Consider the following 21735-nt stretch of genomic DNA (forward strand, 5'->3'; position numbering starts at 1 on the left):
CCGTCAGCGGCGGTCGCGCCACAGCGCGAAATGATCCTGCATCCGATATCCCCAGATCATGGCGGGCATGAACCAGGGATCGCCACGATAGAGCGGGATGGAGTCCGGCGGACGGAAGTCAAAGGCGGTGCGCGCCCGTTCGTGGTTTCCCATCAGCTTGTGGGCCGCGTGCATCCCGATCCAAGGCGCCCAGACGACGCCTGAACCGCAGAAGCCAGTGGCATAAACCACACCGTCCTCTTCGAAGATGCGCGGGAGCATGTCGCGATTCATCGCCACATTGCCGAACCAGCTGTGCGAAAGGCGAACATTCTCGAGTTCGGGGAAAAGGTTCACCAGCCCCTTGCGCAGCAGGAGCTTTGGAGCCACCGGGTTACCGACACGAGAGCTGTCGCGCCCCCCTAACAGGATACGTTTGCCGTCGGGCGATGGGCGGTAATAGAACCCGATCTGGCGGTTCTCGGTCATCATCATGCGTTTGGGCATCAGCCGCGCCATGACGTCAGGTGCGAGCTCCTCGGTTGCAATGATCCGGCTGCGAACCGGGACCAGCCTGCGGCGCAGGAAGGGAACGGCGCTATCAGTATAGCCATTCGTGCAAACCAGAACCCGACGCGCCTGCACCGAACCGGCCGAGGTCACGATGCGGAATCCGGAGCCGTCCCTCTCAATTGAGATGACGGGCGTGTCCGCATGAACCGCGACGCCCGAAGCGAGCGCCACGCGAAGCAGTTCAGCGTGAAACTTCGCCGGTTGTAGCCCACCGATATCCATCCGGACTGTTCCACCCCGGTAGACATCGGTGCCGATGTAACTGCGCTGCTCGGCATAGGGTACGGCGTGAGACTCGATCCGCAGCCTCTTCGCTAATACTTCCGCGCTACGCGCCATCGTGTCGTACTGCTCATATCCGAACGCGCCCTTGAACTGCCCGACCAGTCGGAAATCACAGGCGAGCCCTTCAGTCTTGATGAAATCGTAAAGGAATTCGCGGGCGATCTTGCCTTCGGCCTCGATTGCCAACGCCTTGTCTTCGCCGAAGCGTCGGGAGATCGCCGCGTAATCCGGCCGTATGCTTGCGCTGGTTATTCCACCGTTGCGCGTCGAGGCGCCCTCGCCCGGAGTCATCGCGTCAAAGGCCGCAACCGAGCGTCCCTCGCGCGCCAGCACCAGCCCGGCCGAAAGAGAGGCATAGCCAGCGCCCACGATCAGTACGTCAAGTTTCTTGGGAAGAGTCTGTTGAGGCAGCGACCTAAGTGGTGCGGCTTCCCACCAATAGGGCGTGTCCTTCTCTGCGGCTCTGGGCTCGTGCATGTCGCTGACTTCTCGGGTGTTAAAGGTGGCCTTGGATTACTGACAAGACGGATTCTGATCAGCCAACGCGGTGCTTGCGACGTCTACGCTATCAGGAGGTTCTGCCGGATAGCCTTCAACGCTGTCCGCTGCCTGCCACCTGGGCTCAAGCCGTCAAATGTGGTCATCTCTAACGTCAAGCGCATCGCGCAACCCGTCGCCGATGAAGTTGAAGCTGGTCACTGCGATCGTAATCGCCGCGCCTGGAATGATGGCAAGCCAGGGAGCGCTGGCCAGATATTGCTGGGCGCCGTTGAGCAGATTGCCCCAGCTGGGCAGCGGTGGTTGGATGCCGTAACCGAGGAAACTGATATAGGCCTCCAGAAGAATCGCACGGGCGACGGTGAGGCTTGCGGCCACAATGATCGGACCGGTGGCATTGGGCAGAATTTCGCGAAGCATGATATGCCTGCCGCTCAGACCGACCATGCGCGCGGCCTGGACAAACTCGCGCTCGCGCAGCGAACGGACCTCGGCTTCGACGATCCTGGCAACCTCCATCCAGCTCGTGACAGCGATGATGACAGTGATCATCGTCGGACTGGGCCGGAGCGTCGCCGCCAACGCCAGCACGAGGAAAATCGAGGGGAAGGAAAGAAAGCCATCCACCGTGCGCATCAGCGCCGCTCCGATCCAGCCGCCGCGATAGCCTGCGGTCACGCCAACGAGCGTTCCGATCAGCGTTGACAACAACATCGCGGAGAATCCCACCAGCAGTGAGACGCGCCCAGCCATCAACAGCCGCACAGCCAAGTCTCGCCCCAACGGGTCAGTGCCGAAATAATGATGACCACTCAACGGAGGAGCAAAACGGGCGCGCATATCAATGTGGAGCGAGTCGTAAGGCAAGGCATAGGGGCCCAAGACGCACGCCAACACGAGCAGGGCGATCATCGCGAATCCGAGCAGCGCCAGGTGGTGGCGCATGAAGCGGCGCACCCCGCGGCTGTGCCACCAGCGAATTGGAGGGAGGTGGGCGGCGATGTCAGTCATAATTGGGACTCCTGTTGACGGCACGAGCCTGCGTCTTCAGCTGAGACGAATGCGCGGATCGACGAGTGCGACAAGGATGTCTGCGACGAGATTGCCAAGCACGACAAGGATGGCTGAGAATATCAACAGCCCCATGACCATCGGATAATCACTGTAGCCGAGGCTGTCGAGAAACAGCCGCCCCATTCCCGGCCAGGTAAAGATGGTCTCAGTGACCAACGCGCCGGTCAGAATGCTCGGCAACTGCACCCCAGCCAGCGTGATCATCGGCAACAGCGCGTTGCCGACGACATGCTTCAGCAGGATGCGGCGCTCACTCAGGCCCTTGGCGCGAGCCGTCTTGACGAAATCCTGGCTCAGCGCATCGAGAGTCGCCGTGCGCATGTAGCGGCTCCAGACCGCGACATGGACCAGAGACAGCACCAAGCTTGGCAAGATCAGGTGATGCAAGTAATCCAGCACCGATCCGTCGCCGATCGTGTACATGTTCCCTGCAGGCACCCAACCGAGCTTCAACGTAAAGATATAGATGCCGACGAGACCGAACCAGAAGGTCGGGACCGACAGCGCGACCATGGCGCCGATCGTCGCGCAATAGTCGAACAGGGAATAGCGGTGGGTGGCACCGCGGATCCCGATCCAGGAACCAATGGCGATGGCCAGTGCCGTGGAGGTGCCCATGAGCAGCAACGTCGCGAAGAGGTGGCGCCCAATCACCGCCAGCACCGGCGTGCCGTCGCGGAAAGAGTGTCCCCAGTCGCCTTGAAGCAGCCGCCACGCCCAATCAAAATACTGAATCCACAGCGGCCGGTTCAGCCCGAGCTGCTCTGCCAGTCGCTCAATGTCCTTCTGGGTCATGCCGGGATCCAGCCCGAACTGCGCGAGAGGACCGCCCGGCATGAAGTTGAGCACCGTGAAGCCGATGATCGAGACGATCACCAACAGCACGATGCTCTGCGAAAAACGATTAAGCAGGAACCCGGGCATTCGAGTCTCCATGTTAGCTTGACAGCGCCTAGTCGGTCGCCGCCCTGCGCCTATCCGGGCCTCGGGCGGCGATACGTCAACTCGCCCAAGACCAAGCCAGCGCGTTCCAGGATTCGGTGCGCGTGTTGACGTTCGGCACGACGCCAGAAATGCCCTTCTTGTTACCCTGGACCGAATTGGTTTGGTACAGCGGCAGGAAGGGCAGGTCGCGACGAACGAGCTCTTGTACCCGACGGTAGATCGAGCGCCGCGCGTCCGGATCGAAGCTGCGAGCGCCTTGGTCGAGCAGGGCGTCGACCTCCGGATTTGAATACTGCGCATTATTCGAACCGCGCCCGCCCTTCGCCGCAATCGCACGCGAGTGCAAGCGATTGGTCACGTCCGGGTCGGCGCCGATCAGATACGTGCTGCCGACGATCACGGAATCGAATTGCGATTGCTGCCAGAACTCGCCCCACATCACCGCGGCGGGCAAGTTCGATATCTTCATCTCGACGCCCAACTGAGCAAATGTCTGCTGCAAGAACTGCTGCACCTGCTCGCGAAGCGGATCGCCTGACGTGGTCGAGCTGGCAAAGGACAGACGGACGCCGCTTTTGGCACGAACGCCATCCCGCCCGGGTACCCAGCCGGCTTGGTCCAGGATCTGGCGCGCGCGGTCCAGATTATATGCGTGTGCCGGAAGGTTGGGATTATAGTAGGTGGACTGCCTCGGCATGAAGGTCTCCGTCGGAGTCGGCACGCCGTAATAGAGCCCCTGGATGATCGATTCCTTGTCGATGGCTGCGTAGAGCGCTTCACGGACTGCAAGTTCCCTGAACTGTGGGCGCTCCAGATTCAGGTAAAAGGACTCGAATGAAGCCTTTGGGACCAGTGTCACCACTCGGTTCGCCAGCGCCTTGGCTTCCTCGTAATGATCAGCTGTGATGTACGGCTGCCCCATCAGGTCTACGTCGCCGCTCTTGAACTGGGTGTAGAGGACGGTGAGGTCGGGAATGTATTTGAAGATCAGCTTCTCGATGTGTGGGCCTTCTCCGAAATAATCGGGGTTAGCCACGAGCTCAAGATGATCGCCTGCGACCCGCTTGCTCCATTTGAATGCACCGGTGCCGACCGGCGCCTGGTTGAAGGCGGCGTTATTTGGATTGGGCTCCTTCTCCAGAATGTGCTTGGGCACGATGAAGGTTTCGGTCAGGAACGACAGATAAGGCGCAAAAACCTGTTCCATTCGCCAAGAGATCTCCGTGGGCGAGATCACCGTGATGTCGCGCACGACGGCATGGCCGGCTGTGCGCCAACTCCGGAAGTTCGGATTGGTGATCAGTTCGAGGGTGAATTTCACATCCTCGGCCGTGAAGGGTTTGCCGTCGTGCCAGCGCACACCGTCACGCAGACGGATGCGCCATTTGAGACCGTCCTCCGAAATGCCGCCGTTCTTCTGGTTTGGCACTTCGGTGGCAAGATTGGGCTGAATCTCACCCTTTGGGTCGATCCGGAAGAGCGCGTCGAAAACCGAGAAATGCACACCATCATCGACTTCAATGTGCGCCATTAGCGGATTGAAGACGGTCGGCTCTTGTCCAAGTCCGACGACGATGCGACCGCTCGGTTTGGCGGAGGCCTTCTGAGCGAAGGCGGGCGTACCCAACAGGCCTGGTGCAGCGAGGCCGGCAGCACCGGCCACCATCAATCGAAGTGCATTGCGCCGTGAATAGCTCGAGTCAAAATAAGCTTCCGTCATGACCTCTCCTCGTTCTTGGCTGTGTCCCGCCGGTGTTCATTGACTCCCGCGAGCGCGCGAGCGCCCCTTGGCTGCTCGCCGGGGATGGCAGCGACGAGCTCGCGCGTGTAGGCGGATTTCGGGTCCAGGAAGATCTGCGACGGCGGTCCGCGTTCGATGATCTGTCCTCGATGCATAACCGCAATTTCATCGCAGATCTGGCTGGCGACGCGCAGATCATGCGTGATGAAGATCATCGAGACGCCAGTCTCCCGCTGAATCTGGTCCAGCAGCTTCAGGATCTGGGCCTGGATTGACACGTCAAGCGCGGAGACGGCTTCGTCGGCGATCAGCAATTTTGGTTTGAACATCAGCGCCCGGGCGATGCCGACGCGCTGGCGCTGCCCGCCGGAGAATTCGTGCGGATAGCGTTCAAAGGCGCCTGAATCCAGGCCCACATGGGACAGAAGCTCACGCGCCCGCTCACCAGCCTCTCTGTGCGGCACGCCGTGCGCGACCGGCCCTACTGTGAGAATTTGCCCGACCGTCGAGCGCGGGTTGAGCGACGCAAAAGGATCCTGGAAGATCATCTGGATTTTTGGCCGCAGCGGCCGAAACTCGGCCTCGGTAAGCCCGGCGACGTCGCGGCCTTCGAACAGAATCGAGCCACCGTCGCTCTCCATGAGCTTGATCAGCAGCCGGCCGAGCGACGATTTGCCCGAACCGCTTTCTCCGACAACGCCTAGCGTGCGGCCCTGCGTGAGATCGAACGAGACACCATTGACCGCAGTCACGATGCGCTGCGTGCGGAAAAGCGCACTGCCGCTGCGATAGGTCTTGACCAGACACTCGACCTTCAGGATTGACGCCCTGTCGGCGGCTTCCAACGGATTGCGGTCCTTGCCGGTCAGGTGCGGCACGGCCGCGATCAGGCGGCGCGTATAGAGGTGACTGGGCGACTTGAGCACTTGCTCGGCACTGCCTTGCTCGACGCAATGGCCCTTCTCCATCACCACAACGGAATCGGCAATCTCCGCCACGACTCCAAAGTCATGGGTGATGAACATCACGCTCATTCCCTTGCGGCGCTGAATGTCGCGGATCAGTTTGAGGATCTGCGCCTGCGTCGTCACGTCGAGTGCGGTCGTCGGCTCGTCCGCAATCAGGATCGCGGGCTCAAGAGCCAGGGCCATGGCGATCATCACCCGCTGCCGTTGCCCGCCCGAAAGCCGGAATGGATACTGGTGATACATGAGTTGCGGATCGGGAAGACCGACTTCAACCAACAAGTCTATGGCGCGGCTGCGACGGGATTTCGCGGTCCCAACGTCGTGCGCTGCCATCACTTCCTCGATCTGCGCGCCCACGGTCATCAGCGGATTGAGCGCTGAGAGCGGATCTTGAAAGATCATCGAGACGACGCGGCCGCGAAGGTTGCGGAGCTTATCGGGCGAAATGGCTACGATGTTGGTCCCATTCAGGTCGATCGAACCCGAGGTAACACGTATCGCCTTGGGCAGAAGCCCCATGATCGCATTGGCTGTGACCGACTTGCCCGATCCGGACTCTCCAATGATGCACAGTATCTGACCGCGCTTCAGATCAAAGGAGACGTTCTCGACGGCGTGAGCCCGCTCCATCCCGGCCGGCAAGCTCACGGTCAGGTCGCGCACCGAGAGTGCCACATCTTCCGAAGCTACAGCCTGAGAGGCAGAGGCCATTTGAACAGTCTCCCGTTTCAACGGCGTTGGGTCATTCTGCTGCGGATTGGCTCTTCGGCCATTGTTGCCGCCGCGACGATCGGACAGGTCGAAAATTCGCCGCTCATTTTGCCATTCCCTGTTCGGAGAGTGCGACATGATTCAAAGCTTGGTGCTCAACAGGAGAAAGCTGTCGCTCAAGCCAAAACATCGGACGAGCGGCCAACTCGATCACTGAATCGAAGTTCTTGGAGCTAACAGTCCCATCCAGCTTGATTGCTCTTGTGGAGGTCTGTTCCTGGACAAGGCTCATCCAGCTTCCCTTTAGAACTTCTGCCATTGATCGACATTGACCCGGCATTCGCGAGTTTGACTGCTTCAATCACCCCAGAGTCGCCGAAACGCGCCGTATGGGCAGCAGGAAGTTCTGAAAACGAAGTGCCATCTGGCATTTCAGTCTGCGCCGCCAAACGTCGGAGATCAATTACCGAACCGGACTAGATTGAGATTGCCGCCGCGACGAGAGAACTCTCAGGCGGCCTGTCTTTTACGCACAAGCGCACTATCGTTGTGCACGGCACGACCGCACGCGCTCAAAGCTTGATGCCCTGGTGCTTTGGCGAATGAGGTGGGCGCCAGCGACGTGTTCTCACAATAATAGCTTGAACAGAAGTCGGCAAACCGCAGAATATTCCGTCTAATCACAAATTCCCGCAGAGCACCTGCCGCGAATGCTCAGCTACGATAGGTCAAACGCCGGGAGTCCTCGCTTCATGAGTGCGCCGCTCATCCATATTGAATCAAGCCCGTCTCTGCCTCAAGAGGCTGACGTCGTCGTCATTGGCGGCGGCGTGGTGGGCGTGTTCACGGCGTACTATCTCGCCCGCCGCGGCGTTAAGGTCGCCTTGCTCGAAAAGGGGCGTGTCGCCGCCGAGCAGTCCAGTCGCAATTGGGGATGGTGTCGTCAACAGAATCGCGACGCGCGCGAGCTACCGATTGCCACCAAGAGTCTCGATCTTTGGGAGACAGTAGCACAGGAGACCGGGGAAGACACGGGGTTCCGCCGCTGCGGGCTTCTCTATCTGTCGAATGACGAAAATGAGCTGACCGGCTGGGCGAAGTGGCGCGATTTTGCAAAGACGGTCGGCGTTACGACACAGATGTTGAGCACGAACGAAGCGAGCGAGAGAGGCAAAGCGACGGGCCGCAAATGGAAAGGCGGCGTATTCTCTCCAACCGACGGAACGGCAGACCCTTCGAAGGCTGTGCCCGTGGTCGCGCGTGCGATCATGACGGCTGGCGGCACGGTGCACCAGCACTGCGCCGCTCGCGGCATAGAGCTCCGTGCCGGCCGGGTGAGCGGCGTAGTGACCGAAACAGGCACAATCCGGACCAACACGGTGGTCATGGCAGGAGGGGCCTGGGCCTCTTCGTTCTGCAACCAGCTCGGCATTCGCTTCCCGCAGGCGTCCGTGCGCCAGTCCATTCTTGCCGTGGCTCCTGGCGCAGCCGGCCTGCCTGATGCCCTGCACACCGCACTCGTGTCGCTTACGCGACGTAGCAACGGCGGATACACTGCGGCGATCGGCGGGCGTGCGCGCGTCGATCCAACGCCGCAGCAATTCAGGTTCGCTCGCGAATTCGTGCCTATGTTCGCGCGACGCTGGCGCAGTCTCGCCCCTGGAGCATTCGAGGGCATGCGCCAAGGTCATGAATCCTTGGCGAAGTGGGCGCTCGATGAGACGACCCCGATGGAGCTGAACCGGACACTTAGTCCCCGTCCCGACATGCGGCAGATTCGGCTGACACATCAACGAGCTTGCGAATTGCTGCCTGAACTCCGTCGCGTCGCAATCTCCAATGTCTGGGCCGGTTATATTGACAGCACACCGGATGGCGTTCCCGCAATCGGTGAGGTGGGGGCGATTCCAGGCTTTATCCTTGCGGCAGGGTTCAGCGGCCACGGTTTCGGGATTGGCCCCGGCGCGGGGCACCTAATCGCCGACATCATTACGGGTACTGCGCCGATCGTCGACCCGCGTCCATACAGGCCGGAGCGGCTGAAAACGGGTGCCTGGGGCAAGGTCGCCGAGTTCTGAAAAGCAATCTCTCCGCCCGGTGGGAAAGGAAGCTGGTTGGTGCTATGACAGTGCGTATGACGCTGAAGCCTCAAAGCCTTGACGCCGCTATGGCTCCCATCTCATGGCATTGCTTATGAAGCTCGATAAGATCGACATCAGGATTTTATGCGAACTGCAGAAGAACGGGCGGACTTCCAACGTCGAGCTCGCAGAGCTTATAAACCTTTCCCCGAGCCCCTGCCTGATGCGCGTCAAGAGACTCCAGACGGAGGGCTTCATCACCGGCTATTCCGCCCAGATCGACGTCTCCAAGCTCGGACAAACTCTGACTGTGTTCGCCGAGATCACGCTCAAAAATCATCGCCAGATCGATTTCGCGCGCTTTCTCACGACTATCGAAAAGATAGATTCAGTCGTCGAATGCCATCTGGTTTCGGGCGGATATGACTACCTCGTGAAGTTTATCACAGCGGGAATCAGCGAATATCAGGCGCTGATGGAACGTCTCGTCGAGATGGATATCGGAATCGACAAATACTTCAGTTTTGTCGTGCTGAAGTCCCCGATCGTGAAATCCCATCTGCCTCTCGAAAGCATATTCAATAGCTGAAGAACAATCCTCCACCTCGGGGGGCATGGACAGATCGTCGCGTCGCGCTACGGCTCAGGCTTTTGCTGGCCTCGGAATGACAGGCGCAGTGATCATCATTTCATCGCCGCGCGGACGTCGCTGTCTTCGAGGGTTTGGTCGAGCGTCATGCGAGTTCGTTCGATGATGCCGTCGATGTCCCCATCCGTGCAGCAGAGCGGGGGCGCAAAACCCAGCACGCCCTGGGCAAAGGCGCGGATGACGAGACCGTTGTCCCATGCGCGGTCGAAGATGCGGCGCGCCGCGTCGGCTTCCGCCGGCAGGGGCGTCTTGCGCTCCTTGTCCGTGACGAGCTCGATTGCGGCCAGCATGCCGCGACCACGGACATCGCCGACAAGTGGATGATCTGCAAGCGCGCGAAGGCCCTCCATCAGGCGGTGCCCGGCCTTCCGGCCGTTTGCCAACAAGCCGCTTTCGTAAAGATCCAGGCACGCGAGTCCGACCGCTGCACTGACGGGATGTGCGGAATAGGTGTAGCCGTGGCCGACCGCCGTCCTGCCGGCTCCGTCCGCAATCGTATTGTAGACGCGGTCGGACATGAAAACGGCTCCCATCGGCACATAGCCCGACGTCAGACCCTTTGCGGTGGTCATGAAATCCGGCACGACGTCGTCTTCTTCGCATGCGAAAAATGGGCCGACACGACCAAAGCCAGTTATGACCTCATCGGCTACGAACAAAATATCGTTCTCCTTGCAAACAGCGTGCATGGCTTTCAACCAAGACGGCGGTGGCACGAGGACGCCCCCTGATCCCTGAATTGGCTCGACGTAAAAAGCCGCAATGCGATCTGCGCCAAGTTCGGCGATCTTGGCTCGCAGGGCCGCGACCGACGCAGCAATGATAGCCTGAGGATGGGAACCGACAGGATTACGATAGGCATAGTGCGACGGAATTTTGTGCTGCCAGCTATACGGTACCCCAAAGCCCGCATGAAAGGCGGGGATCGCGGTCAAGCCGGCTCCTGCCGTCGACGATCCATGGTAGCCATGCTCGACGGAAATGAACTGATCCTTCTGCGGCGTACCCTTGGCATGATAATAGTACCGAATAAATCGGATCGTGCTGTCGACGGCATCGGAGCCGCCTAGCGTGAAATAGACATGGTTCAGATCGCCCGGCGCCAATTCAGCGAGCCTGGCGGCGAGACGGATGGCCGGCTCCGAGCCCAACCCGAAATAGCCTGTCGCGTAAGGCAGCTCGCGCAACTGCCTCGTGGCAGCTTCAACGATGCTGTCTTGTCCGTACCCGGCATTGACACACCACAGGCCGGCGAAGCCGTCGAGCAATTGATGGCCCGAGACGTCGGTCAGCGTCGCGCCCTTCGCCGATCTTAACACCCGCACACCCAAGGCCTCGTGAGTGCGATAGGATGAGACCGGGTGAACCAGATGCGCACGATCCAGCTCGATCAGCGAATTGCTCAACATGTCGTCCTCCATATCAACCCGAAGGCAGATTAGGATATCCAGGACGGCAGTTCCTCCCAAGCCGCGCCCGGATCGGAGGAGTTTTGACTTTCGTTGGTGATCGATGCCGCAGCTTATGCCGGAGCAGGCCCGGCGCATGACGGTGCTGCTCAACGCGAGCGGTTGCTTGGCGCAACTCTCTGCCAAAGCTTCGATCCGGTACGACACAATCTGCTTCCGGCTTCAGCGAAAGCGGCGCTTTATCTTACGAGATGCTCCTTATGATGCTTGTCGTACCGGCGCGCGGTGCCGAGAAGATTGGAGGATTCCACGTCATGACCAAGTTCCGACCGAAATATATCACTTTCGATTGCTATGGCACGCTGACGAATTTCGACATGGCCGGTGCGGCAAGGCGAGTCTACGGCTCCCGGCTTTCTGCCACGACGATGGCAAGTTTCATCAAGGATTTCGCTGCCTATCGCCTGGACGAGGTTCTTGGCGCGTGGAAGTCATACTTCGAGGTCGTGCACAACTCGGTGGAGCGCGCGTGCAAGCGCAACGGTGTCGTATTTCGGCCGGAGGATGCCCAGCGCATCAATGAAGAGATCCACACATGGGGTCCACATCCCGACGTCCCGGCCGGTCTGGCCAAAGTCGCCACGGAGTTACCGCTGGTGATCCTGTCGAACTCCATGAAGAACCTCATCATGTCGAACGTCGAAAAGCTCGGCGCGCCCTTCCACATGATCATCACGGCCGAGGAGACCGGCGCCTACAAGCCGCACATGAAGGGCTTCGAGTACATGCTCGACAAGCTGGGCTGCGGCCCGGAAGATATTACCCACGTCTCCTCGTCCTTCCGGTACGACCTGATGACGGCCTACGACCTGGGCATCAAGAGCAAGGTGTGGGTGAACCGCGGTCACGAGCCCGCGAACCCCTTCTATGAATACACTGAGGTCGCGGACATCGGCGGGCTCGCCGCCGCAGTCGGCTTGGAGCCCCTTCGAAGAAGCGCGTGAAGGCGTATCCTTTTCGGGCTCTTTCGCGGCACGTAGACCTTCGAAAATTTCAGTAGAGACTGTTGCGTGATGAATAAAGGGGGCGGTTCAACCGCCCCCTTTTTCTGTGTTTGAACTACTCATCCGACAGAATTGTGTTACTTCGCTGTTGAGGCATCATGCTGTTTATCGCGCGGACGCGGTCCGCCGCAAAATCGAAGAACCCTTCGATTCCTCTCCTGAAACCAGGAATCGTCTCCTTATTCCAATCCGCCGACATGAAGCGTTTTGATCTCGAGATATTCATCTATCCCGAGCTGGGATCCTTCGCGCCCCAGCCCCGATTGTTTTACGCCGCCGAAAGGCGCGACCTCGGTCGAGATCAGGCCGGTGTTCAGGCCTACCATGCCGAATTCCAGCGCCTCGGCAACGCGCCATGAGCGCTTGAGGCTCTCCGTATAGAAATAGGCGGCAAGACCGAAGGGCGTGCCGTTCGCGATCGCGATCGCTTCGTCCTCCGTCTTGAAGCGGAAAAGCGGCGCGACTGGTCCGAACGTCTCTTCTGAGGCCAAGAGCATGTCAGCCGTTGCCTCACCGAGCACGACGGGGCGGGCATATTGCCTACCTTCCGGCATATATTCGCTCTGCGAGATGATCCTCGCGCCCTTGTCCAGAGCGTCTGTGATGTGCCGCTTGATCTTTTCTATCGCCGCGCCATTGATCATTGGTCCGATTTCGACGCCTTCTTCGGTGCCGGCCCCGACCTTCATTTTCGCAACCCGTCTGGCCAGCTTTTCTGCAAAGGCATCGTAAATGCCTGATTGTACCAAAATGCGATTGCAGCAAACGCAGGTCTGTCCGCCATTACGAAACTTCGACGCAATCGCGCCCTCAACGGCCCGGTCGAGATCGGCATCATCAAAGACGATGAACGGCGCGTTGCCGCCGAGCTCGAGGCTGAGCTTCTTGATGTTGTCGGCGGCGCCTTTCATCAGCAATGCGCCGACGCGAGTCGACCCGGTAAACGAGATCTTGCGAACAGTTTCATTGGCCATCAATTCCTGGCCGATTTCCGCGGGCATGCCCGTCACTATATTAATGACGCCCGCCGGGATCCCTGCCTGCTCCGCAAGTACGCCGATCGCGAGCGCCGAAAACGGCGTAAATTCAGATGGCTTGATGACCACGGTGCAGCCCGCAGCAAGCGCAGGTGCCACCTTGCGCGTGATCATGGCGTTAGGAAAGTTCCAGGGCGTGATAATCCCGCAGACGCCGACCGGCTCTTTCAGCACCAGAATGCGGCGATCGGCAGTAGGTGACGGGATGGTCGATCCGTTGATCCGGCGAGCCTCTTCCGCAAACCATTTTACGAAGGATGCCCCATAGCGGATTTCTCCGAGCGATTCAGCAAGCGGTTTGCCCTGTTCCAAAGTCAGCAAGAGCGCCAGATCCTGCTCATGCTGCCGCATGAGCTCATACCAACGCTCCAAAAGTGCCGCGCGTTCTGCGTGAGTAGTCTTCTTCCAACGTTTGAACGCATCAGCCGCAGCGTTGATTGCAGCCGCAGTCTCGTCACGCCCCATGTCGGGGATAGTGCCAAGGACGTTCTGGCTGGCAGGATCGATGACATCAACGGTCGATTTCGCGTTCGCATCCCGCCAGTTGCCGCCGATCAACGCCTGCTGGCGAAACAGATCCTTGTCCTTCAATGCGATCATCTTCTTTTCCCTTCGGGGCCAACCCCGCCATCACAGCGATGCGTAATCGGCTCATGTTCCTTGTCCACGAGCGAGTCTGCTCGACGTGAGTTCGACAAGCACGCTGTTGGATTTGCCATCGGTGAGATCGAATCTTCTCATCCGAGCAATACAGGATCGAACGCCGCATTTTTCATCGAGAATTAAGCGCCTGGCGGCGTTGAATCGCATAAGACGCGACTCGAAAAGCCGATTATTCTGACAGCGCGCCTATATTAGGAGCGCACTTCGAGCTTTGTGCTCAGTCATAAGCGCAGACGTAGATCTTTCGCACGGTCTCGATCGTGCGCCAGATGCCGACAAAGCCCGGCTTCATCACAAAGCTGTCGCCGGCGCGGTAAGTCTTCGTCTCACCACCCTTTTCCTCAATTTCGATGAGACCCGAGATGATGTGGCAGAACTCGTAAGTGGTGCCCTTAATGGAATGGGTCTCGCCGGGCGTTGCTTCCCAGACGCCGGTCAGCACCTTCTCGGCTTTGGAGGCGTCCTGCGCCCAGGTCTTGAAGGATGGATTGCCCGAAATGAGCCGTTCCGGAACAGGCAAGGCGTTCTTTGGTGCGAAGTCCGGATCGGGATCGATAGAAATCAGAAGGGACATGACATCATCCTTGGTTAATAGCCGAGTGTTCGATCGACAAGCCCGATCGGATTTTTTCCAGCGCGGTGGCGCCGGATGTTTTCTACGACGGATTGTGCCGCCGTATGCGGTTGCGTCACGGATGCGATGTGCGGAGTTATCATCACCTTCGGGTGCGACCAGAGCGCATGGCCTTCCGGCAGCGGCTCGGGGTCGGTGACATCGAGCATAGCTGCTGCAAGGCGGCCGCCGTCGAGCGCCTCGATGAGTGCGGCCTGGTCGAGCTGCGGGCCGCGGCCGACATGCAGCAGTCGCGCTCCCATCGGCAAAAACGAGAAGAGTTTTGAGTTCAGGAGGCCGCGGGTTTGCTCCGTCAGGGGCAGAAGACAGACGAGAATATCCGTTCCTCTCAGGAAACTGCCCAGCTGATCGTCGCCATGAAAGCAGGTGACGCCCTCGACCACATTTTTGCTGCGGCTCCATGCGGCAAGGGGAAATCCAAAGGGCTTGAGGCGATCGATTGCCGCTTGCGCCAGCATCCCAACGCCCAGGAAACCCACGCGGCGTTCGGTCGCCTGTGGGGTGACAAGATCTTGCCACCTGCCCCTTCTCTGCTGCTCCCGATATGCGAGCATCTCGCGATGGAGCGCCAGCACGCCGAGCACGACGTATTCCTGCATCATGCGTATGATGCCATCCTCGACCATACGCACCAGCATCACATGGTCGGGTATGATCTCGGGCACGAACTGGTCGACTCCGGCACCGATGGAAAAGAGCACCTCCAAATTGCGATAACGCGAGACGTCGTCCGGCACTTTCCAGGTCAGCAGATACCGCACCTTTTCCGGGTCGATGCTTTTCCTCCCCTGGTAGAATTCCAGATCGGGGAGCTCGCGCGCAAATATCTGGCGGAATATTGCGCCCCGAGCGGCATCGGAATTGAAAAGAAACCCCATCGAGGGACCCTTCGTGTCACGCGGCGAGATGCTCAATGACTTGTTGGCGCGCAGCGAGCTCGCCGGACATCTACAGCCTAGCGGCAAGCAGAAGCTTTCTCTGCCGAATCTCGGTGCGCTATATGCCGAACATTTCGAACACTTGTACCAAAACAGGTGAAACCTGCTGGCCTTCCGTGCAATGCTGCGGCAAACACGTTTGCTGTCGCAACTGGGCAGCAGGTTCATAAAGCACGCCAAGCCATAGACTTTGGCATTCCGCGAAGGAATGAACTGAGATGGGACGATCCGTACGCCTGAAGTCCTTCGAATTGGTCGCGCGCGACATTCGAGACGTTGATGTGAAGCTGCTCCACGCGCTCTCGATTGCGGTCGGCTGGCCGCATCGGCCAAAGGACTGGGATTTCCTGCGCCGCGCCGGTCAAGGCATCGTCGCTGTTGACGGCATCGGGCGCGTTTTCGGAAGCGCAATGTGGTTCCCGCACGGACGCGAATTCGCCACCATCGGCCTGGTACTCACATCGCCGCGCACCCAAGCACAAGGTACCGGCCGATGGCTTATGGAACAGGTATTCGAACGGTGTGGGGATCGGAATCTTACCCTGAACTCGACCGATGCTGCCTATCATCTTTATCTGTCGCTGGGCTTCACCAAGGAAGCGGTCGTGTATCAGTGGCAGGGAGAGGTCGTATCACCCCTTCCACCGATATCAGTTCTGGATGGCAAATTGAGATCGGCGTCAGCCGAAACACTCAATGAGATTGCAGCGCTGGATGAGCGTGCGTTCGGCACGAGCCGCCGGGAGCTGCTTGCTCTGCTTTCGGAAGGTGCGTCAATCTGTGTACTGCGCCGCGACGGCAAGACAGTCGGCTACTCCATGAAGCGCGAGTTCGGGCGTGGTCACGTGATCGGTCCCATTGTCGCCAGCAATGATTATGACGCGATCCATCTCACGGCCGCGCATCTTAAGGATCTCACCGGCCGTTTCGCCCGCGTCGATACTCGGGAGCAGACGGGCCTATTTGCTGATTATCTTCAGCAGAGCCGCCTCGCTATAAGCGAGACGGTCACAACCATGTCCAAGGGACGGCGATTCCTGAACCGAAAGGAAAACGAGCCGTGGGTCTACGGATTGGCCGCTCACGCGTTGAGCTGAGCTGAGAAGCAAATCGTTGATCGGCGCTGGTTTCCAACGCCGGTGCTCGCCCTTATTCTACAGGCAACGGCTTGGCGCCGATTCACGGAAATGGTTGAGGTCACTAATGTGCTCTCGCCAATTTGGCCATATAGGCTCAACAAAATAGCCGTCGTTTTTGCCGATGTCGCCTCGACCTGAAGAAGCTGACGAGGGTCTCCGCCGGAAAGAGACTCGCCGGCAACGTCCTTAAGCGCGCGAACGTACAAAATTGTAGGTTTGCCCTCATTAATGGATATGGCATTCTCGAGGTTCGTAGGTAGAGCAAAACCCACTGTTTGACCTGTGGCAGGAAAAATGGGCCGAAGCCTCGGCGGACCACCGGACCGGGGAGCGTCGCGAAGCGCCCCCGATAGATTCACATCGGGGAGGCGCAACAGCCGATACCGACCTTCGCTTCAGGTGCAAACCGAAGCTCCGCGCCTTCTACTGGACATTCATACCGAAGCGCGCAGACCATCGTGAAGCACTGCCGCGCCCGCAATGCGGCTCGCGCCGATTTCGGTATCGATAGGCTTGAATTGCAGGTGCTGAAGGACGGTATGAAGAGCTGAACGCAGACCGGTAGATTTCGTGTTACAGGTGGAGGGGCTTCGGTCCTAATTATCCGACTCGTCGCACGGCGTGCGACCATCAAAAGCGTCGCACGAGACCCGGCTTGTTCTGCGGAGGAATTTAAAAAAGCCCTTGCGGGCCAATCTCTTAAGGGTGGTGGGCGCACCAGGGCTCGAACCTGGGACCCGCTGATTAAGAGTCAGCTGCTCTACCAACTGAGCTATGCGCCCGAAAGGCGGTTAAAGCCTTGCGAGGCCGGTCGTTTAGCAAAGCGATCCGGGTCTGGCAAGCGATGGCACGTAAGTTTTCCAAGGCTATGACAAGGGTATGCCAAGGGCGTGCCCACATCCCCCAAAAAAGCGAAAAGCCGCTGGATTCCAGCGGCTTCGCCAGGGTTGAGCGGGGCCACCCTTGCAGGCTCAGAGCCGGCCCTCGCGGTCCCCGTCCGAGCCGCCGTCGCGGTCGAAACGGTCACGGTGGAAGTGGTCCATACCGCGCTCCATCATGCGGTCCATGCCACGCTCCATGAAGTGGCCGCGCGGGCCGTCTTCGCCACCGCCGAACGGGCCGCGGTGGCGGGTCAGCACGGCGAGGCGCCGCTTCTGGCCCTCGTCCAGAGTCTTGTAGAGCGGATCGGCGGCATCGGCGATCTTCTTCAGGGCCGCCGACGTCGCCCCCATGTCCTCGGCGCGCTGGCGCAGGCGGGCGACCGGATCTTCCGGCCTGTCGGCATCCTTGTTGGCGTCCTTATTGGCGTCCTTGCCGGCATCGCCGGGACCGGCATTCATCCGCGCATTGGCGCGGTCCATGCGCAGCTTGGCGAAGTCGCGCACGGCGGCCTCGACCGGCGGCCACAGCTTCTCCTGATCGGCGTTGAGCTTCAGCCCGGCATGGACGGCGGCGATCCGCGCGTCGACCATGGCGGCGCGGTCTTCCGGGTTCATGCGGATGTGGCGCATGTGCTCGTGCATCCACGGGCGATGATAGTGGGCATAGACCGCGCCCGAGCCGGCGATGCTGAGCACGGCGATGGCGGCGATGGTGAATTTCCTCATGCGAACTCTCCTCTGGAAGGATGCCATGAGGATGGGCGCAGCGCGGCTTACGCGCAACTTACAACTTGGACAGGGAGCGCGTTCTTTCGAAGATGTAACGCTCCTGAATTTTAGTTCAGTCGCAATCGGAAATCATTCGCAACAAAAGGGGCTTCCGCGCCCGGCACGGAAGCCCCATTCATGGTCCGTTCAAATCAGTTCGTCGTGCTCTTCGCTTCCTTCTGGAACTCGTCGATCAACGGTTGGCCGATGCGGCCTGCGGCGTCCTTGTAGACCGGCTCCATGGCCTTACGCATCGCCTCATCCTGCTCCGGCGTGAGCTTGATGATCTCGCTCTTGCCGCTCTTCCTGATCTCGGCGAGCGCGTCCTCGTTCTCCTTCTGCGACTGCGTATTGTTGAAGTCGGTCGCTTCCTTCATCGCCTTCGTCAGCTGGTCGCGGATGTCGGCCGGCAAATCGTCCCAGAACTTCTTGTTCACGATCACGACGTAGCCGATGTAGCCGTGATTGCTCTCGGTGATGTACTTCTGCACCTCATGCATCTTCTGGGTATAGATGTTCGACCAGGTGTTCTCCTGCCCGTCGACGACGCCGGTCTGGAGCGCCTGGTAGACTTCGCCGAACGCCATCACCTGCGGCAGCGAGCCGAGCGCCTTGAACTGGGCCTGGAGCACGCGCGAGGACTGGATGCGGAACTTGACGCCCTGATAGTCGGCCGGCGTCACCAGCTTCTTGTTGGCGCTCATCTCCTTGAAGCCGTTGTCCCAATAGGCAAGGCCGGTGATACCCTTCGGTTCGAGCAGCTTGAGCAACCTGGCACCGAGCGGACCTTCCGTCACCTTCCGCAGCGTCTTCAGATCGGGGAGGATGTAGGGCAGATCGAACACCTCGAACTCGCGGATGCCGAGCGGGCCGAACTTGGAGTTGGACGGCGCCAGCATCTGGACGCTGCCGAGCTGGAGCGCCTCGAGCTCTTCCTTGTCCTTGTAGAGCGTCGAGTTCGGGTAGATCTCGACCTTGACCTTGCCGCCGGTGTACTTCTCGGCGAGCTCCTTGAATTTCTCCGACGCCTTGCCCTTCGGCGTGTCGGTGGCCACCACGTGGCTGAACTTGATGATGATGGGCGCTTGGGCCGATGCCGGCCCGGTCAAGCCAAGAGCCAGGACCGCGATGGACGCAGCGATCGCGAAGGTGCGCATAATCTCTCCCTGTTGTTATTTGGGCCGCCCGGCGCACGGGTGGCCAATGCCGTTAGCATCAATACAGGTCGACATCACCAACTGCTATTGGCCGTTAGCAGGGCAGCCATTCATGGTGAACGCCGCAAGCACCGCCTCTCCCGCTTCCGGAAGAGGCGGTGGTCGCCACCTCAGCTCGCGGCGGCGGTCGTCACGGTGTCGCGCTGGCGCTTCATGACGATTTTGTTGAGTGCGCCGAGATAGGCCTTTGCCGAGGCCACCAGCGTATCCGGATCCGCCGCGCGCGCGGTCATCGCACGTCCCTCATGCGACAGCCGCACCGAGACTTCGGCCTGCGCGTCGGTGCCCTGAGTCACTGCGTGGACCTGGTACAGCTCGAGCTTGGCTTCGTGCGGCACCAAGCGCTTGATGCAGTTGAACACCGCGTCAACCGGACCGTTGCCCTCGGCCTCCTCGATCTTGATCTGGCCGTCGACGTCGAGCTTCATGGTCGCGCGCTGCGGGCCATGGGTGCCGGCGATCACGGTCAGCGAGGTCAGCTTGATGCGATCGTGCGAAGCCGCCATCTCCTCGTCGACCAGCGCCTCGATGTCCTCGTCGTAGATGTCCTTCTTGCGGTCGGCCAATGCCTTCATCCGTGTGAACGCGTCTTCCAGCTGGTTGGGACCGAGCTTGTAGCCCATCTCCTCCAGCTTGTGCACGAAGGCGTGGCGACCAGAATGCTTGCCGAGCACCAGCGAGGACTGCTTCAGGCCGACCATCTCGGGCCGCATGATCTCGTAGGTGGAAGCGTCCTTCAGCACGCCGTCCTGATGGATGCCGCTCTCATGCGCGAACGCGTTGCGGCCGACGATCGCCTTGTTGTACTGCACCGGGAACGAGGTCGCCGCCGACACCACTTTCGAGGCGCGGGTCAGCTGCGTGGTGTCGATCTTGTTCCAGAACGGGAATTTGTCGTTGCGGACGTTGATCGCCATCACGATCTCTTCCAGCGCGGCGTTGCCGGCACGCTCACCGATGCCGTTGATGGTGCACTCGACTTGGCGCGCGCCGCCGACGACGCCGGCCAGCGAGTTCGCCACCGCCATGCCGAGGTCGTTATGGCAGTGCACGGAGAACACCGCCTTGTCCGAGTTCGGCACGCGCTCGATCAGCGTCTTCATGAAGTGGGTGTATTCGTCGGGCGTGGTGTAGCCGACGGTATCGGGAATGTTCACCGTGGTGGCGCCAGCCTTGATGACGGCTTCGACGATGCGGCACAGATAGTCCATCTCGCTGCGGGTGCCGTCTTCGGCCGACCATTCGACGTCGTCGATCTGGTTGCGGGCGCGCGCGACCATGGCAACCGAGGTCTCGAGCACCTGTTCCGGGGTCTTGTTCAGCTTCACCCGCATATGCAGCGGCGACGTCGCGATCACGGTGTGGACGCGGCCACGCTTGGCGAATTTCACCGCCTCTGCGCAGCGGTCGATGTCGGCCGGATGGGCACGCGACAGACCGGCGATAACGGCGTTCTTGGAGCGGCGAGCGATCTCGCTGACCGCCTGGAAGTCGCCTTCCGAGGTAATTGGGAAGCCGGCCTCGATGACGTCGACGCCCATATCGTCCAGCATCTCGGCTACCTCGAGCTTCTCCTCGAAGGTCATGGTGGCGCCGGGGCACTGCTCGCCGTCGCGCAGGGTGGTGTCGAAAATGATGACGCGGTCCTTCTCGGACTTGTTCACGATGGCCATTTCGAAAATTCCTTTTGAGCTTTTGCGCCGTCAGTCTTCTGGGCGCTTGAGGTGTCCGGTGATCTCGACCAACCCCTGAGCGCCCAGGCGCATGGCGCCCAGCCGGCCCTCAGGGGCAAGTAAGAAGAAGCCCGCCAATCAGGAGGGTGGGCAGCAGCGCGGCCGGGATCGTGGCGGCGGCCAGAGCCACCTCCCTCGAAATCCCATCGAATTGGCCGCGAATCAGCATTGCCAGACCCTTTTGAGCCCTCAAATCCTCGGTCAAAACCGTTGACGGTTGGTTGCCGGGAGGCTCGATGCGTCGTTTCTAGACGAGAAATGGCCGCAACCGCAACGCCAAAAGATGGACAGAAGGGCTGACATGATCGCACCGCCGGATGCGTGGAAGGACCCGGTGCCGGTGTGTCTGCCCGATTGGACCCAAGCGAGACCGTCGAGCTACGCCGTACGGCGGGCGCGAGCCCTGCTCTCCCAGCGGTTCAGCATCTGACCGAGCTCGCCGGTGGCAACCGGCGCAGCCTTGCCGGCGATCGCGATCTCGTTGGTGTTGGCCGGTGCGTTGGCACTGAGCCAATCCGGCTCGCTGTACTCACGCCAGCGGCGCGCCTCGGCTCGCCTTTTGCGGGAGACGTAGTCGCGGGTGAAATAGCCGGCCGCAAATGCAATCCCGAGCAGCAAAACCAGTACGACGACAGCGACCACAGTGAACTCCGACTTACGCCCCCGAATAACGTTCTGCCAGCATCGCGCGGGAGGTCAAGGCTTGACATGCTCCACAGCTCGGCGATGCCCTGAACGCAATTCCGGT

18 protein-coding genes and 1 tRNA gene are annotated in these 21735 nt (G+C 60.1%); 4 read left to right on the forward strand and 15 right to left on the reverse strand.

Going from position 1 to position 21735, the window contains the following annotated elements; genetic code table 11:
• Positions 1 to 3: 3 nt before the first annotated feature.
• The 6 genes from AC0L3K_RS23055 to AC0L3K_RS23080 all read right to left on the reverse strand — a co-directional run bounded on the left by AC0L3K_RS23055 (position 4) and on the right by AC0L3K_RS23080 (position 7066).
• Entirely contained in the window at positions 4 to 1314 is a 1311-nt protein-coding gene (locus AC0L3K_RS23055; protein WP_473366967.1) for an NAD(P)/FAD-dependent oxidoreductase, read from the reverse strand.
• A gap of 153 nt (positions 1315 to 1467) precedes the next feature.
• Positions 1468 to 2346, reverse strand: coding sequence for an ABC transporter permease (locus AC0L3K_RS23060; protein WP_473366968.1), 879 nt, complete (start codon positions 2344 to 2346; stop codon positions 1468 to 1470).
• Positions 2347 to 2382: 36 nt separating this feature from the next.
• Positions 2383 to 3333 (reverse strand): ABC transporter permease, encoded by a 951-nt coding sequence (locus AC0L3K_RS23065; RefSeq protein WP_473366969.1) that lies wholly within the window; start codon positions 3331 to 3333, stop codon positions 2383 to 2385.
• 76 nt (positions 3334 to 3409) lie between these two features.
• Positions 3410 to 5074, reverse strand: a complete 1665-nt coding sequence (locus tag AC0L3K_RS23070) for a peptide ABC transporter substrate-binding protein (RefSeq protein ID WP_473366970.1) — start codon at positions 5072 to 5074, stop codon at positions 3410 to 3412.
• Positions 5071 to 6774, reverse strand: a complete 1704-nt coding sequence (locus tag AC0L3K_RS23075; RefSeq protein WP_007601126.1) for an ABC transporter ATP-binding protein — start codon at positions 6772 to 6774, stop codon at positions 5071 to 5073. Before AC0L3K_RS23075 ends, AC0L3K_RS23070 begins: the two co-directional genes overlap by 4 nt.
• A 103-nt stretch (positions 6775 to 6877) precedes the next feature.
• Positions 6878 to 7066: a hypothetical protein gene (locus AC0L3K_RS23080; RefSeq protein ID WP_473366971.1), complete on the reverse strand. Its 189-nt coding sequence runs from the start codon at positions 7064 to 7066 to the stop codon at positions 6878 to 6880.
• A 460-nt stretch (positions 7067 to 7526) separates the two neighbouring features.
• Here AC0L3K_RS23080 and AC0L3K_RS23085 point away from each other — a divergent pair, with 460 nt between their 5' ends.
• On the forward strand, positions 7527 to 8852 hold the full coding sequence (locus AC0L3K_RS23085; protein WP_007601123.1) for an NAD(P)/FAD-dependent oxidoreductase: 1326 nt from the start codon (positions 7527 to 7529) through the stop codon (positions 8850 to 8852).
• A gap of 115 nt (positions 8853 to 8967) precedes the next feature.
• On the forward strand, positions 8968 to 9444 hold the full coding sequence (locus AC0L3K_RS23090) for an Lrp/AsnC family transcriptional regulator (protein WP_018453188.1): 477 nt from the start codon (positions 8968 to 8970) through the stop codon (positions 9442 to 9444).
• Between the two features lie 95 nt (positions 9445 to 9539).
• Here AC0L3K_RS23090 and AC0L3K_RS23095 read toward each other — a convergent pair whose 3' ends face one another.
• Positions 9540 to 10913, reverse strand: coding sequence for an aminotransferase class III-fold pyridoxal phosphate-dependent enzyme (locus AC0L3K_RS23095; protein WP_473366972.1), 1374 nt, complete (start codon positions 10911 to 10913; stop codon positions 9540 to 9542).
• Positions 10914 to 11227: 314 nt separating this feature from the next.
• Between AC0L3K_RS23095 and AC0L3K_RS23100 the strand changes: the two genes are divergently transcribed.
• Positions 11228 to 11917 (forward strand): haloacid dehalogenase type II, encoded by a 690-nt coding sequence (locus AC0L3K_RS23100; protein ID WP_007601119.1) that lies wholly within the window; start codon positions 11228 to 11230, stop codon positions 11915 to 11917.
• A 239-nt stretch (positions 11918 to 12156) separates the two neighbouring features.
• Here AC0L3K_RS23100 and AC0L3K_RS23105 read toward each other — a convergent pair whose 3' ends face one another.
• The 3 genes from AC0L3K_RS23105 to AC0L3K_RS23115 all read right to left on the reverse strand — a co-directional run bounded on the left by AC0L3K_RS23105 (position 12157) and on the right by AC0L3K_RS23115 (position 15189).
• The gene (locus AC0L3K_RS23105; protein WP_219684609.1) at positions 12157 to 13614 is read right to left on the reverse strand and encodes an NAD-dependent succinate-semialdehyde dehydrogenase; all 1458 of its coding nucleotides are present in this window, start codon (positions 13612 to 13614) and stop codon (positions 12157 to 12159) included.
• A gap of 280 nt (positions 13615 to 13894) precedes the next feature.
• Positions 13895 to 14251, reverse strand: a complete 357-nt coding sequence (locus AC0L3K_RS23110) for a cupin domain-containing protein (RefSeq protein ID WP_007601117.1) — start codon at positions 14249 to 14251, stop codon at positions 13895 to 13897.
• 14 nt (positions 14252 to 14265) lie between these two features.
• The gene (locus tag AC0L3K_RS23115) at positions 14266 to 15189 is read right to left on the reverse strand and encodes a 2-hydroxyacid dehydrogenase (RefSeq protein WP_473366973.1); all 924 of its coding nucleotides are present in this window, start codon (positions 15187 to 15189) and stop codon (positions 14266 to 14268) included.
• A 278-nt stretch (positions 15190 to 15467) separates the two neighbouring features.
• Here AC0L3K_RS23115 and AC0L3K_RS23120 point away from each other — a divergent pair, with 278 nt between their 5' ends.
• Positions 15468 to 16346, forward strand: a complete 879-nt coding sequence (locus AC0L3K_RS23120; RefSeq protein WP_473366974.1) for a GNAT family N-acetyltransferase — start codon at positions 15468 to 15470, stop codon at positions 16344 to 16346.
• A gap of 748 nt (positions 16347 to 17094) precedes the next feature.
• Here AC0L3K_RS23120 and AC0L3K_RS23125 read toward each other — a convergent pair.
• The 5 genes from AC0L3K_RS23125 to AC0L3K_RS23145 all read right to left on the reverse strand — a co-directional run bounded on the left by AC0L3K_RS23125 (position 17095) and on the right by AC0L3K_RS23145 (position 21629).
• A tRNA-Lys gene (locus AC0L3K_RS23125) sits at positions 17095 to 17170 on the reverse strand.
• A gap of 189 nt (positions 17171 to 17359) precedes the next feature.
• Positions 17360 to 17995: a Spy/CpxP family protein refolding chaperone gene (locus AC0L3K_RS23130; RefSeq protein ID WP_007601114.1), complete on the reverse strand. Its 636-nt coding sequence runs from the start codon at positions 17993 to 17995 to the stop codon at positions 17360 to 17362.
• 194 nt (positions 17996 to 18189) lie between these two features.
• Positions 18190 to 19194 (reverse strand): TRAP transporter substrate-binding protein, encoded by a 1005-nt coding sequence (locus AC0L3K_RS23135; RefSeq protein WP_007601113.1) that lies wholly within the window; start codon positions 19192 to 19194, stop codon positions 18190 to 18192.
• A gap of 170 nt (positions 19195 to 19364) precedes the next feature.
• Positions 19365 to 20927, reverse strand: coding sequence for a 2-isopropylmalate synthase (locus tag AC0L3K_RS23140; protein WP_007601112.1), 1563 nt, complete (start codon positions 20925 to 20927; stop codon positions 19365 to 19367).
• Positions 20928 to 21365: 438 nt separating this feature from the next.
• Positions 21366 to 21629 (reverse strand): hypothetical protein, encoded by a 264-nt coding sequence (locus tag AC0L3K_RS23145; protein ID WP_247288140.1) that lies wholly within the window; start codon positions 21627 to 21629, stop codon positions 21366 to 21368.
• Positions 21630 to 21735 lie beyond the last annotated feature (106 nt).

This window comes from Bradyrhizobium sp. MI1.10 (assembly GCF_055811035.1).